The sequence below is a fragment of the Rathayibacter sp. Leaf248 genome, assembly GCF_920939495.1.
GTDB classification, from domain to species: Bacteria; Actinomycetota; Actinomycetes; order Actinomycetales; family Microbacteriaceae; genus Rathayibacter; species Rathayibacter caricis.
Genome location: NZ_CAKLAV010000003.1, coordinates 90,861 through 104,861, shown reverse-complemented (window position 1 = coordinate 104,861; position 14,001 = coordinate 90,861). Strand labels below are relative to the sequence as shown.

Sequence of the window (14,001 nt, the reverse complement as noted above, 5' to 3'; positions counted from 1 at the left end):
ATGAGGCGTCGGATGGGGATGGGGCGGGCCCGGGGGAAGGCGGGTTCCAGTCGACCGCAGTCGGGCGGCCGGCCGCCTCGTCGCACGGAGGATTTCCCCGGCCGCGCACCGCCCGCTCCTCGATGCACGGGGAAACCGTGTTGCGGTCAGGTTTCCAGCCTGCCACTGCGGGTTTCGAGTCCGCTGCTGGTGGAGTCACTCGCGCTCTTTTCACGTTCTACATGCACGATCCGAGGAACAGGACCCGCTCGCCCGCAGCTCGACCTGAACGCGGGCCGCTCCCGCCCGTCCTCGGAGCGCAGCAGCCTGCAGAACATCAGCTGGCGAGGGGGTCTGTCGGCTGACAGCGGACAGACCCCCTTCGTGCCTGATGTTCTGCAGCCGGTGCGCGGCCGGCCGGGCCGGTCAGCTGCCGAGAGACGGGGTGTCGGACGAGGTGTCCGGCTGGTCGCCCGCGGCGGGCGGGGTGGGGTGCTCACCGTCGGCCGGAGGCGTCGGGTGCTCACCGTCGGCCGGAGGCGTCGGGCGCTCACCGTCGGCCGGAGGCGTCGGGCGCTCACCGTCCGCAGGCGGCGTCGGCGGGGTCGGCCGCTCGCCCTCCGCAGGCGGCGCCGGCGGGGTCGGCCGCTCCCCGTCCGCCGACGGCAGCCCGCCGGCGGGGGGCCCCGCGGGTCCGCACTCGCCCGGCGCAGGCGGCGTCGGGGCCGACCCCTCGCCCGGAGCATCCGTCGATCCCGGCGTCGGCGCATCCGGTGCCGCACTCGCCCCCGGTCCCGGCACGACGGACCCGTTCGGCGAGGCGGTGGCCGTGGGAGTCGCGGTGCCCGCCGCCGACGGCCCCGCCGCGAAGGCCGCCGTCGATCCCAGTGCCGCGAGCCCGAGTGCGCCCGCGGCGATCCCGATCACGAGTCGGGTGCGGGGTCGGCGCGGTCCGCGGGGCTGCGGGGTGGTGGTCTCGTCCATGGTCGTCTCCTCCGTCCGGCGCTGCGGCGGACCCGGTCGGGCCCGGCTCGCCGCCGGTTCCTCATCAGACTCCGAAGCGGTTCTGAAGCCCCGCTTAAGAACAGCGTCCGCACAGGTGGCGCAGGGCCCGCCGATAACGAGCGCTCCTACGCTCGGCGGATGCCCTCCGCCGCCCGCGTCCTCCTCGTCGAGGACGACGACGCTCTCCGCTCCTCCGTCGACACCGCTCTGCGCGGCGAGCGCTTCACCGTGCGCGCCCTGGCGAGCGGTGAGGACCTCACGCAGGAGGTCGCCGCGTTCGCGCCCGACCTCGTCGTCCTCGACTGGATGCTCCCCGGGCCCAGCGGCATCGTGCTCGCCGAGCGCCTGCGCCGCAGCAGCGACGCCGCGGTCATCATGCTGACCGCCCGCGACGCGGTCGACGATCGGCTGCGGGCGTTCGGCGAGGGAGTGGACGACTACGTCGTGAAGCCCTTCTCGCTCGCCGAGCTGGTCGCCCGGGTGACCGCCGTCCTGCGGCGCCGCGGGCGCATCCCGTCGATCATCGAGATCGGCGACCTGGTCGTCGATCCGGAGGCGGGTCGCGCCCGCCGCGCCGGCACGGCGCTGGACCTCACGGCGACGGAGTTCCGCCTGCTCGCGTTCCTCGCGGCGAGCCGGGGCCGCACGCTCACCAAGACGCAGATCCTCACCCAGGTCTGGGGCTACGACCACGTCGACCCCAATCTCGTCGAGGTCCACCTCAGCTCGCTGCGCAAGAAGATGGAGGCGCACGGCGACCGCCTCGTCCACACGGTCCGCGGACTGGGCTACCGGGTCGACGCGTGAGCACCGCACCGCTGCGCACCGGATCGCTCCGCCTGCGGACCGTCGTCGCCGTGCTGGCCCTGCTCGCGGTGCTGCTGCTGGCGCTCTCGGTGACGGTGCAGGTCGTCCTCGGCGACCGCCTCCGCTCGCAGATCGAGGAGCGGCTGGCCGATCGCGCCGCGGCCGCGGCCGCGCTGGTCGGCACGGTCGACGACGACGACCTCGCCTCCCGCCTCTCGGCGCAGGGCGTCTCGGTGCTGATCACGAGCCCCGAGGGCGAGGCGGTGGTCGCGGGTCCGAGCCCGGAGGAGCTGCGCCGCGGACCGGGGAGCGGCCTCCCCGCCGGCCCCGGTCCCGCTCCCGCCGCGCCGCCGTCCACGACCGGCACGGCCGACGCGCCCGCCTCCGCGGTCACCGTGACCTCCTCCTCCGTCACCGCCGACGACGACCTCGTCACCCTCGCCTCGACGCTCAGCGACGGCACCGAGCTGGTGCTGACCGCCGACGCGAGCTCGGTCGGCACGACCCTCGCATCGCTGAACGCGATCCTGCTCGGCGCCTCGGCCGCGTTCCTCCTCCTCGCGGCCGGCGCTCTCGTCGTGGTGGTGCGCGCGACGCTCCGCCCCCTCGAGCGGATGACGACGGTCGCCCGTTCCATCGCCCGCGGCGACCGCGGCCGGCGGCTGCGCCCCTCGCGCCCCTCCACCGAGCTGGGCCGCACCGCGACCGCGTTCGACGAGATGCTCGACGACCTCGAGACGGCCGAATCCGCTGCCCTCGCGGCCGAGCAGCGGATGCGCGCCTTCGTATCCGACGCGGCGCACGAACTGCGCACCCCGGTCGCGGGCATCCGGGCGGCGGCGGACGCCTTGGTCCGCGCCGACGGCTCGAGCGAGGAGCGCGAGCGGCTGGCCGTTCTCGTGGTGCAGGAGTCGCTGCGCGCGGGACGGCTGATCCAGGACATGCTCCTGATGGCGCGCCTCGACGAGGGTCTGGCGGTGCGCTCGGAGCCGGTCGACGTCTCGTCGATCGCCGGCGCGGTGCTCGAGCGCCAGCGCCTCCGCAGGCCGGGGATCGTGCTCGCACTGCGGAGCGACGCGGCGGTGCCGCCCGCCGACGGCGACCCCGACCGGCTCGAGCAGATCGTCGCGAACCTCGTCGAGAACGCGGGGCGCTTCGCCCGCTCGCGCGTCGACGTCGTGGTCGCGGCGACGCCGAGCGGAGTGTCGCTGACGGTCGACGACGACGGTCCCGGCGTCGCGGAGTCGGAGCGCGAGCGGGTGTTCGACCGGCTGGTGCGCCTGGACGACGCCCGGAACCGTGCCGACGGAGGGGCGGGGCTCGGCCTGCCGGTCGCCCGCGGCCTCGCCCGGGCCCAGGGCGGCGATCTCGTCTGCCTGCCGCGGGACGGAGGCGCGCGCTTCCGCGTCACGCTGCGGGCGGCTGCTCCGCAGAAGCCCCTGAGCGCGGAGGAGGGGACTGGCCGGACCCGCCTCCCCCTCCGCGCGCAGCCCTACAGCACGTAGAGCATCTCCTGGTAGGTCGGCAGCGGCCACAGGTCGTCCGCCACCACGTCCTCGAGCGCGTCGGCCGCCGTGCGGACGAGCGCCATGGCCGGCAGCAGCGCCGCCGCGGCGTGCTTCGCCTCGGCCTCGGCCGTGTGCCCCGGCTCGACGGCGAGGGCCGCCTTGAGATCCGCCAGCGCCGACCGCAGCGCGTCGACCTGCTCCGAGACCTCCAGCAGCGGGTCGAGCGAGGTGCCCACTCCGGCCGCCTTCATCGCGGCCACGTTCGAAGCCAGCTCGGTCTGGTGCCGCACGGCCGCCGGGAGCACGGTCGTGGTGCCCATCTCGAGCGTGAGGCGCGCCTCCACGCCGATGGTCAGCGCGTACTGCTCGAGCCCGATCTCGTAGCGCGAGTGCATCTCGCGGTGGTTGAACACGCGGTACTTCTCGAACAGGGCCAGCGCCGGCTCGGTGATCAGCTCGGGCAGGGCGTCGAGGGTGGTCCGCAGGTTCGCGAGCCCGCGCTTCTCGGCCTCGATCGGCCAGGCGTCCGCGTAGCCGTCGCCGTTGAAGACGACGGCGCCGTGCTCGGTGATGATCCCGGTCAGCAGCGCCTGCACGGCCTCGTCGAAGTCGACCCCGTCGGCCACGTCCTTCTCGAGCCGCGTGGCGATCCAGTCGAGCGACTCCGCCATGATCGTGTTGATCGTGACCATGGGCCCCGCGACCGACTGCATCGACCCGGGAGCGCGGAACTCGAAGCGGTTGCCGGTGAACGCGAACGGGCTCGTGCGGTTGCGGTCGCCGGGATCGGTCGGCAGCACCGGCAGCGTGTCGACTCCGATGGTCATGTGACCCCGGCCCTTCGACGAGGTGGCCGGGCCCGAGGCGATCTGCTCGAACACGTCGGCGAGCTGGTCGCCGAGGAAGATCGAGATGATCGCGGGAGGCGCCTCGTTGGCCCCGAGGCGGTGGTCGTTGGTCGCGGAGGCGACGGAGGCCCGCAGGAGCCCGGAGTAGCGGTGCACCGCGCGGATCACGGCCGCGCAGAACACCAGGAACTGCGCGTTGTCGTGCGGGGTGTCGCCGGGCACCAGCAGCGAGCCCAGCGAGGAGTTGCCGAGCGAGAAGTTCACGTGCTTGCCCGAACCGTTCACGCCCTGGAACGGCTTCTCGTGGAACAGGATCTCCATCCCGTGCTTCTTCGCGATGGTCTTGAAGGTCGTCATCAGCAGCTGCTGGTGGTCGGCCGCGACGTTGCCGCGCTCGAACATCGGCGCGATCTCGAACTGGCCCGGCGCGACCTCGTTGTGCCGCGTCTTCGCGGGGATGCCGAGCTTGAACAGCTCGCGCTCGGTGTCCATCATGAAGCCGAGCACGCGCTCCGGGATCGCTCCGAAGTAGTGGTCGTCGAACTCCTGGCCCTTGGGCGGGGTGCTGCCGAAGAGGGTGCGGCCCGCGTTCATCAGGTCGGGGCGGGCGAGGAAGAAGTGCCGGTCCACCAGGAAGTACTCCTGCTCGGGGCCGCAGAACGAGACGATCTTCTCGTCGTCGGCGTGCCCGAAGAGCGCGAGGACGCGCTCGGCGTGCTCGCCCATCGCCTGCTGCGAGCGCAGGAGCGGCGTCTTGTGGTCCAGCGCCTCGCCGGTCATCGACACGAAGACGGTGGGGATGCAGAGGGTGTTGCCGTTGGGGTTCTCGAGCACGTACGCCGGGCTCGTCACGTCCCAGCCGGTGTAGCCGCGCGCCTCGAAGGTGTTGCGCAGCCCTCCGTTCGGGAAGCTCGACGCGTCGGGCTCGCCCTGCACCAGGGTCTTGCCGGCGAACTCGGCGAGCGCCGCTCCGTCGCCCGTGGGCTCGAAGAAGCTGTCGTGCTTCTCGGCGGTCAGGCCGGTGAGCGGGTAGAACACGTGGGCGTAGTGGGTGGCGCCCTTCTCGAGCGCCCAGTCCTTCATCGCGCTCGCGACCGCGTCGGCGACCAGCGGATCCAGGGTCGTGCCGCGCTCGATCGTCGAGATCACGGACTTGTAGACCGACTTCGGCAGGCGCTTGCGCATCACCGCGGTGCTGAAGACGTTGGCGCCGAAGACCTCGCCGGGCGCCTCCGACTCGTCGAAGCTGTGCGCCGGAGGAACGTAGGCCTCCACGTCGCGGATGGCCTGGAGGCGGACGGTGTTGCCACTCATCGGGTTCGTTCCCTTCGTCGCGGCGGACGGCCCGCCGTGCGCGGGGCACCGCTGCGCCCACAGTAGGGAGGCCGTGTCTCCGGGTCGTTTCGACGGCGTGGCGGTCTGCCCCGTCCGCGCCACCGTTCCGGTGACACGGGTTTCGTTGGTCCGCACAACAAATCCGGGACCGCACGCGGCAGAATAGGGCCATGACGCACCGGAGCAACTGGGCGGGCACCTACGAGTACCGCGCCGCCGACATCCTCGAACCCGAGTCGATCGAGGAGGTGCAGTCCCTGGTCCGCTCGAGCGACCGGATCCGCGCCCTCGGGACCCGCCACTCCTTCAACGCCCTCCCCGACACCCCCGGCACCCTGCTGCACCTGGGCCGGATCTCGCCCGACCCGGTGATCGACGCCGACGCGAGCACCGTGACGGTCGGAGGAGCGACGCGCTACGGCATCGTCGCCCAGCACCTGCACGCCGCGGGCTACGCCCTGCACAACATGGGCTCGCTCCCCCACATCTCGGTCGCCGGCGCGATCTCGACCGGCACCCACGGGTCCGGCGACCGCAACGCCAACCTCTCCTCCGCCGTCTCGGCGCTCGAGCTCGTCACCGCCGATGGATCGCTCCGCACGGTCCGCCGCGGCGAGCCCGGCTTCGAGGGCCTGGTCGTCGGACTCGGCGCCTTCGGCATCGTGACCCGCGTCACCCTCGACATCCAGCCCACGTTCGACGTGCGGCAGGACGCGTTCGTCGACCTGCCCTGGGACCGCGTGCTCGACGACTTCGACGCGATCACCTCCTCCGCCTACAGCGTCAGCCTCATGACGCACTGGTCGAGCCCCACGGTCGAGCAGCTGTGGCTGAAGACCAAGGTCGAGAAGGGGAGCGTCGCCGACGTCGACGCGACGCACCTGGGCGCGATCGCGGCCTCCGCGAGCCTGTTCGCCGTGTCGGAGGGAGTGGACTCGAACCTGAACCCGTTCGGCGGGTCGGTCGGGCCGTGGTCCGAGCGACTGCCGCACTTCCGTCTCGATCGCGAGCCGAGCGCCGGCGACGAGATCCAGAGCGAGTACATGGTGCCGCGCTCGAGGATCCGCGAGGCGATCGTCGCGCTGCGCGCGATCGGCGACCGGATCGACGAGGTCCTGCTGATCACGGAGCTGCGCACCATGGCGGGCGACGACCAGTGGCTCTCGCCGGCGTCCGAGCGCGACAGCGTCGGCATCCACTTCACCTTCGCGAAGAACCGCGCGGGAGTCGACGCCGTGCTGCCCGCCGTCGAGGGCGCGCTGCTGCCACTGGGCGCCCGGCCGCACTGGGGCAAGCACTTCCTGGCCGGAGCGGACGAGATCGCCCCGCTCTACCCGCACCTGCCCGAGTGGCGCGCGCTGGTGGCGGAGTGGGATCCCTCCGGCCGCTTCGCGAGCGACTTCGTGCGCGAGCGCCTGCTGGGCTGACGCCGGCGCGAGATGCCACTCCGGTACGCGACACGCCGACGAAGGCGTCCCGGAGTGGCATCTCGCGGGCTCGTCAACGGGGTGATCCCGCCTCGGGTGGGGTCGTAGCGTCGGAGGGGACGAGAGGGAGGCACCCATGCCGGCACGCGACGAGATCCCGTCGACCATCGAACGCTCCGAGAAGCACGCGCAGGACCTCTGGTCGGCGGCGCACGACTCCGCCGTCGAGAGCTACGGAGAGGGCGAGCGCGCCCACCGCACCGCCTTCGCCGCGCTGAAGCACGAGTACGAGAAGGTCGGCGACCACTGGGAGCGCAAGGACGAGAACGGCCCGTCCGACTCGCGCGCCGCCGAGCGCGGCACCGACGGCGGCGGCGAGACGGCGGGCGGAGTCGACGCGAACGCCTCGAAGGCGCACCTGATGGACCTCGCGAAGCGCCTCGAGATCTCGGGCCGCTCGCGCATGACGAAGGACGAGCTCGTCGACGCGCTGCAGAAGGAGAACGCCCGCCAGACCCGCAAGGCCCGCTGAGGGTTGGGCACGCGGATCTCGATAAGCCCGCCGCGCGGGCTACTCGATCAGCAAGCAGACCCCGCTGGTCGAGTAGCCGCCGCAGGCGGCGTATCGAGACCCCCGTCACCAGAAGGGCGGATCCCGGTACGCCCCGCCCCTCACCGCAGCAGGACCGGCCCCGCCCCGATCGCGACGCGGAACAGCGCGTACGGGTACGCGCGCAGGTCCACTCCGCCCTGGTAGTCGGCCTGCCGGTGCAGCTGGTTCGCCGTGAAGTAGAGGTGCTCGTCCGTCGCGATCGACATCGTGTCGGGCCACAGCATCCGCTCGTCGTGGACCAGCGTCTCGAGCACGCCGTCGCTGCGCCGACGCAGGATCGCGTTGTGCTCGTAGTCCGTGGCGTAGAAGCGCCCGAGCGCGTCGGTCTCGAGCCCGTCCGATCCGCCGCCCTTGTCGCCCTCGTCGACGACGGTCGCTGCGACCTCCTCGTCCGGCAGCGCGCGGTCCACGAGCGCCGCCGTCGACACGCTCCACCAGCGCCGCGAGACCAGCGGGCAGTACCAGAGCCGCTCGCCGTCGGCCGAGATCGCGATGCCGTCGGCGCCCATGGTCACAGGCTGCGGATCGCCGTCCTCCGGCCGCTTCATCAGCACGCGCCCCTCCGCCACCGGCACCATCTCGGGCGGCGTGAGCGCCTTCGTCGACGGGTGCTCGTGCAGCCGGCGCCACGCCTCCCCCGACTCGAGGTCCACCACGATCAGCCCGTTGGGCCCGGAGTCCGCGGAGTCGGTGATGTACGCGACTCCTCGGCGCAGATCGAAGCGCACGTCGTTGAGGTAGGTCGTCGGCAGGGCCATATCGGGCTCGAACACGATCACCTTCTCGACCGTGTCGGTGGCGAGGTCGACGCAGACGAGCTTCGGTCCACCGCGCTCCGTCGGCTGGAACAGCGGGCTGCCGGTGTCGAGGATCCACAGCCGGTCGGCCGGATCGACGACGATGCTCTGCACCGAGACGAGCGCGTTCTCGTCGTGGTCGCTCGCGGGGCTGTTCCACTCCTCGCTCGGGAACGGCACCGCCACTCCGTCGCGCAGCTCGACGACCGTCGCCGGCACCTCGTCGCCCCACTTCGGGAAGTTCACGAAGATCCGCCCGGTGTGCGAGACGCTGACCCCGGTGGGCATCGGCCCGCTCTCGAACGCGTGCACCAGCTCGAGCTCGCCGACCGGCTCGTCGACCGGTCTGGTCTCGCGCCCGGCGTCGTGCTGTCCCCAGAAACTCATCGGATGCCCTCCTCGCGTCGGCCGCGCGGCTCGCGACCTCCCCTCCGACGCTAGGCACGAGGGGCGCGGAGCGCAGGCCGCTTGACAGGCCGCGGAGGGGGGCAGAGCGGGACGGGCGCGCTCAGCGCAGCGAGTCCCGCACCTCCGCCAGCCCGAGCTCCAGCTCGGCGAACGTCGTCGACAGCGGCGACAGCCCGATCCGGATGCCGTCCGGGTTCCGGAAGTCCGGGATCACCCCGCTCGCCTGCAGCCGCGGCACCAGCTCCGCGAACGACTCGTGGTCGATCGTGACGTGCGAGCCTCGGGCGGCGGGGTCGCGCGGAGTCGCCACCCGCACGCCGAGCGGCACGAGCCACTCGTCGACGAGCTCCAGCGCGTACGCCGTCATCGCCTCCGACTTCGCGCGGATCGTCGGCATCCCCACCTCGGCGATCAGCGCGATCATGTCCTGCATCGCGAGCATCCCGGTGATCGGAGGCGTGCCGCTGAGGAAGCGCCGCATCCCGTCGGCGGGACGGTAGCCCGGCCCCATCTCGAACATGTCGGCGACGCCCATCCAGCCCTGGATCGAATGCGTCAACGACTCCTGGTGCCGCTCGGCGACGTACGCCCAGGCCGGCGCGCCGGGCCCGCCGTTGAGGTACTTGTAGGAGCAGCCCACGGCGAGGTCGGCGCCCCACGCGTCCAGCTCCATCGGCACGGAGCCGACCGAGTGGGAGGCGTCCCACAGCACGACCGCGCCGGCGTCGTGCGCCTGCGCGGTGATCGCCGCGGCGTCGGCGAGGAAGCCCGAGCGGTAGGCGACGTGGCTGAGCAGCACGAGCGCGGTGCGGTCGCCGAGGACCGGCGCGAGGTCCTCGGGCCGCACGCCCGCCTGCGGATCGGACGAGACCCAGCGCAGCGTCGCTCCGGTCTCGGCCGCGATGCCCTCGAGCACATAGCGGTCGGTCGGGAAGTTGTCGGTGTCGACCACGATCTCGTCGCGGCCGAGGGGCAGCTGGTGCGCGAGCGCCGCGCGAGCGAGCTTGTAGAGCAGCACGGTGGTGGAGTCGGCGACGACGGTCTGCCCGGCCGCCGCTCCGAGCGCCGCGGCGCCGAGCGCATCGCCGACGGCGAGCGGCATCTCGAGCCAGCTCTCGGACCAGCCGCGGATCAGGCGACCGCCCCACTCCTCCTCGGCGAAGCGCTGGAGCCGCTTGATGCTGGCGCGCAGCGGCCGCCCGAGCGAGTTGCCGTCGAGGTAGGAGCGCACCTCGGGGGTGCGGACGAAGAGCTCGGGGTACTGCGCGAGCGGGTCCCGGGCGTCGAGGGGATGCATGCCCTCACCCTACGGTCGCGGTGACGCCCGCTCCGGGGGTGGACGGCGGCGGCTCCTCGGAATCCACCCCTCAGAAGTCGTCGTACTCGAGCCCGAGTACGACGACTCCTGCGGACTCGACCTCGAGCGCTTCCTCCTTCCGCAGAAGTTGCGGGAAGCGCGCGCCGTCACCGCAACTTCTGAGGAACCACAACACCTCCAGCCGCCCCCCTCCCCGCTTCTCCAAAAGTTGCGGGAGACGCCACCCGCTACCGCAACTTCTGAGGAAGCACGGCACCTCCGCCCGCACACCCCGTCTCCGATCTCTCCCGTCCTCCAGAAGTTGCGGGAAGCGCGCGCCGTCACCGCAACTTCTGAGGAAGCACGGCGACTCGAGCCTCCGCGCCCCGCACCGCCCCCGCAACCCTGAGAAATCAACGAGCAGACGCCGATCCGCCCCGCACCTACCGTCGAGACAGGACGACCCTCGCCCCCGATCCCCGGAGCCGCACCATGCCCGCAACGCCCACCGGACTCGCGCGCGAGCCGCACACCCTCCGCACCGCACCCGCCCCCGCCCGCCGCCCCGACGACGCCCAGGAGCACTCCGCATGAGACTGACCGACACCAGCGACCTGTGGTGGCGCTCCGCCGTCTACTACAACCTCGACGTGAAGACCTTCATGGACTGGGACGACGACGGCGTCGGCGACCTCGAGGGCCTCGCGCACCGGATCGACTACCTCGCCGAGCTCGGCGTCAGCTGCCTCTGGCTCGCCCCCTTCTACCGCTCGCCCGGCAAGGACAACGGCTACGACATCAGCGACTTCTTCGGAGTGGACGAGCGCTACGGCCACCACGGCGACGTGGTCGAGGTGATCCGGACTGCCCACGACCGCGGCATGCGCGTGATCATCGACCTGGTCGTGAACCACACGTCCGACCAGCACCCGTGGTTCCAGGCCGCGCGCTCCTACCCCGACAGCCCGTACCGCGACTACTACGTCTGGCGCGACGAGGTACCGGCCGACCAGCCCGCGAACGTGTTCCCCGACGTGGAGGACGGAGTCTGGTCCTTCGACGACGAGGCCGGCCAGTACTACCTGCACAACTTCTACCGGCACCAGCCCGACCTCAACACCGACAATCCCGCGGTGCGCGACGAGATCGCGAAGCTGGTCGGATTCTGGCTGCAGCTCGGAGTCGACGGCTTCCGCGTCGACGCGGTCCCGTTCCTGATCGAGCCGGGCGCGCACGACGAGCACGAGTGGCTGCGGCTGCTGCGCCGCTTCGTCTCGCGCCGCTCGGGCGAGGCGATGATGCTCGGCGAGGTCAACGTGAGCCGCGACCAGCAGCTCGCCTTCTTCGGCGGGGCCGACGCCGACGAGCTCTCGATGCAGTTCGACTTCATCGGCAACCAGCGCCTCTACCTGGCGCTCGCCCGCGGCGACTCGACACCGCTGGCGGAGGCGATCGCGAGCCGTCCCGAGATCTCGATCGGCAGCCAGTGGGCCAACTTCGCCCGCAACCACGACGAGCTGACTCTCGACCAGCTCGAGGACTCCGAGCGCGACGAGGTCTTCGCGGCGTTCGCTCCGGACGAGGCGCAGCGGATCCACGGACGCGGCATCGTCCGCCGCCTGCCGCCGATGCTGGGCGGCGATCCCCGCCGCCTCCGCATGGTCTACAGCCTGCTGTTCTCGCTCCCCGGCGCCCCGGTGCTCTACTACGGCGAGGAGATCGGCATGGGCGAGAACCCGTCGATCCCGGGACGCGGCGCCGTGCGGACGCCGATGCAGTGGAGCTCGGCCGCGAACGGCGGCTTCTCGCGCGCGGACGCGTCCGCACTGATCGCGCCCGTCACGGGGGACGGCTTCAGCCCCGAGCACGTGAATGCCGCCGACCAGCTCAAGTCCCCGGAGTCGCTGCTCGCGCACCTGAAGGGCCTCGCGTGGCTCTACCGCCGCTCCCCCGAGATCGGCTGGGGCGAGTACACGCACCTCCCCGCCGACGAGTCGTGCGTCTTCGCGCACCGCATGTCGGCGTCGACCGGGACGACCGTGGCCGTGCACAACTTCGCCTCGAGCCCGCGGACCGCGGCGCTGACCGTGCCCGGCACGGAACCGGGCGCGCGCCTCGTCGACTCGCTGAGCTCGGAGGAGTACCCGGTCGGCGACGACGGCGCGGTGTCGATCCCGATCGACGGCTACGGCGGCCGCTGGTTCCGTCTGCTGTCGGTCGGCTCCCGCCGCCTGGTCTGACGCGGTCCCCGCACTTCGAGCGCCGACTCCGCGAGAGTCGTCGTACTCGTGCCCCCGTACGACGACTCCTGCGCACTCGGCGGCGGTGCTCGCCGCGTCGGAATCCATCCGAGCGCGACTCCGCAGGAGTTGTCGTACTCGACGCCCAGTACGACGACTTCCGCGTACTCGGTGCGGTGCTCGGCGCGCCTGAACCCACCCGGCCGGCGACTCCGCAGAAGTCGTCGTACTCGAACATCCAGTACGACAACTTCTGCGGACTCGAAGGGAGTCCTGCAGACGCGGGGGTCCGACCGCCCCGCATCCGCCTGAGAGTCCGCGAGGCGTTCTCACGGGAGACGTCCCTACAGTTGCTCCGTGGATCTCGACACCCTCCTCAACATCGGCCTCGTCGTCCTGTTCGTGCTGATCGGAGGAGTGTTCGCCGGCACCGAGATGGCGATCGTCAGCCTCCGCGAGAGCCAGGTCCGCGCCATCGAGGCGCAGGGCGAGCGCGGAACCCGCATCGCGACCCTCGTGCGGAACCCCAACACGTTCCTCTCGGCCGTCCAGATCGGCGTCACGCTCGCCGGCTTCTTCTCCTCCGCCTACGGAGCGTCGACGATCGCACCCGACCTCGCCCCACCGCTCGAGGCCCTGGGCCTGTCGGCCGGAGTCGCCTCGACGGTCGCGTTCATCGGCCTCACGCTGGTCATCGCCTACCTCTCGCTCGTGCTCGGCGAGCTGGTGCCCAAGCGCCTCGCCATGCAGAAGTCGGTCGCCTTCACCAAGGTCCTGGCCCCGCCGCTCAACGGCTTCGCGCGCCTGATGCGCCCCGTGATCTGGCTGCTCTCGGTCTCGACCGACGGAGTCGTGCGCCTGCTCGGCGCCGACCCGCGCGAGAAGGGCGAGAGCGTCTCGGCCGACGAGGTGCGCGACATGATCTCGAGCAACACCGAGATCCACGAGGACAGCCGGCGCCTGCTGACCGACATCTTCCGCGCCGACGACCGCCGCGTCGCCGAGGTGATGCGTCCGCGCCCGGACGTCGACTTCCTCCGCGGCGAGCTGCCGCTCGAGGAGGGGTACCGCGCGGTCCTCGACCAGCCGCACTCGCGCTACCCCGTCGTGGGCGAGAACCGCGACGACGTGCTCGGCTTCGTGCACGTGCGCGATCTCATGGCGGCGTTCCCGGAGGCGGGCGAGCCCGGCACCGCGAGCAGCGTCTCGGACATCACCCGCCCGATCCTCGCCGTGCCCGGCTCGACGAAGGTGCTCGCCGCGCTCCGCACGATGCGGCAGGACGGTCACCAGATCGCCGTCGTCGTCGACGAGTACGGCGGAACCGACGGCATCATCACGCTCGAGGACCTGCTCGAGGAGCTGGTCGGCGAGATCTACGACGAGTACGACGGCGCCCGGCAGGACGTCGACGCGAAGGCGGCCGAGCAGCTGCAGGACGTCGACGGCGGCATGATCCTCGAGGACCTCGAGGAGCTGCTCGGAGTGGAGCTGCCCGACGGCCCGTACGAGACCGTGGGCGGCTACATCCTCGACCGCATCGGCCGGGTGGCCGTGGTCGGCGACTCGATCGTCGTCGGCGAGTACGTCCTCCGCGTCGCCGAGACGGATCGCTACCGCATCTCGCGCGTGACCCTCACCCCGCAGCCGGCCTCGTCGACCCCCGCGGAGCCGGCCGAGCCGTCCGTCTAGCCCCGGCTCCCCGGCAACGGCGGCGACCCGGGCGGTCGTCCCGCG

At 72.1% G+C, this 14,001-nt stretch carries 10 protein-coding genes; 6 read left to right on the top strand and 4 right to left on the bottom strand.

The window, feature by feature from the left end; genetic code table 11:
- Positions 1 to 405 precede the first annotated feature (405 nt).
- Positions 406 to 963 carry a hypothetical protein gene (locus tag LRG51_RS18585; RefSeq protein WP_230674153.1) on the bottom strand — a complete coding sequence of 186 codons (558 nt, stop codon included), beginning with the start codon at positions 961 to 963 and terminating at the stop codon, positions 406 to 408.
- Between the two features lie 159 nt (positions 964 to 1,122).
- Here LRG51_RS18585 and LRG51_RS18580 point away from each other — a divergent pair, with 159 nt between their 5' ends.
- Both LRG51_RS18580 and LRG51_RS18575 read left to right on the top strand, forming a co-directional pair.
- Positions 1,123 to 1,791 (top strand): response regulator transcription factor, encoded by a 669-nt coding sequence (locus tag LRG51_RS18580; protein ID WP_230674152.1) that lies wholly within the window; start codon positions 1,123 to 1,125, stop codon positions 1,789 to 1,791.
- Positions 1,788 to 3,296: a HAMP domain-containing sensor histidine kinase gene (locus LRG51_RS18575; RefSeq protein WP_230674151.1), complete on the top strand. Its 1,509-nt coding sequence runs from the start codon at positions 1,788 to 1,790 to the stop codon at positions 3,294 to 3,296. Before LRG51_RS18580 ends, LRG51_RS18575 begins: the two co-directional genes overlap by 4 nt.
- Here the strand turns inward: LRG51_RS18575 and LRG51_RS18570 are convergent.
- The gene (locus LRG51_RS18570) at positions 3,284 to 5,461 is read right to left on the bottom strand and encodes a glutamine synthetase III family protein (RefSeq protein ID WP_055789403.1); all 2,178 of its coding nucleotides are present in this window, start codon (positions 5,459 to 5,461) and stop codon (positions 3,284 to 3,286) included. The genes LRG51_RS18575 and LRG51_RS18570 overlap by 13 nt on opposite strands.
- A gap of 191 nt (positions 5,462 to 5,652) precedes the next feature.
- On the opposite strand from LRG51_RS18570, the gene LRG51_RS18565 reads away from it, so the two are divergent.
- A complete protein-coding gene (locus LRG51_RS18565) occupies positions 5,653 to 6,909 on the top strand; it encodes a D-arabinono-1,4-lactone oxidase (RefSeq protein ID WP_230674150.1) in 1,257 nt (418 codons plus the stop codon).
- Positions 6,910 to 7,045: 136 nt separating this feature from the next.
- On the top strand, positions 7,046 to 7,441 hold the full coding sequence (locus LRG51_RS18560) for a ChaB family protein (protein WP_055789397.1): 396 nt from the start codon (positions 7,046 to 7,048) through the stop codon (positions 7,439 to 7,441).
- Positions 7,442 to 7,581: 140 nt separating this feature from the next.
- Here the strand turns inward: LRG51_RS18560 and LRG51_RS18555 are convergent, their stop codons facing one another.
- Positions 7,582 to 8,706, bottom strand: a complete 1,125-nt coding sequence (locus tag LRG51_RS18555) for a major royal jelly family protein (protein WP_230674149.1) — start codon at positions 8,704 to 8,706, stop codon at positions 7,582 to 7,584.
- 121 nt (positions 8,707 to 8,827) lie between these two features.
- Positions 8,828 to 10,024: a kynureninase gene (locus LRG51_RS18550; protein WP_230674148.1), complete on the bottom strand. Its 1,197-nt coding sequence runs from the start codon at positions 10,022 to 10,024 to the stop codon at positions 8,828 to 8,830.
- A gap of 590 nt (positions 10,025 to 10,614) precedes the next feature.
- Here LRG51_RS18550 and LRG51_RS18545 point away from each other — a divergent pair.
- Together LRG51_RS18545 and LRG51_RS18540 are read left to right on the top strand one after the other, a co-directional pair.
- The gene (locus tag LRG51_RS18545) at positions 10,615 to 12,264 is read left to right on the top strand and encodes an alpha-amylase family protein (RefSeq protein ID WP_230674147.1); all 1,650 of its coding nucleotides are present in this window, start codon (positions 10,615 to 10,617) and stop codon (positions 12,262 to 12,264) included.
- Between the two features lie 357 nt (positions 12,265 to 12,621).
- A complete protein-coding gene (locus LRG51_RS18540) occupies positions 12,622 to 13,956 on the top strand; it encodes a hemolysin family protein (protein WP_230674146.1) in 1,335 nt (444 codons plus the stop codon).
- The last annotated feature ends 45 nt before the right edge of the window (positions 13,957 to 14,001 follow it).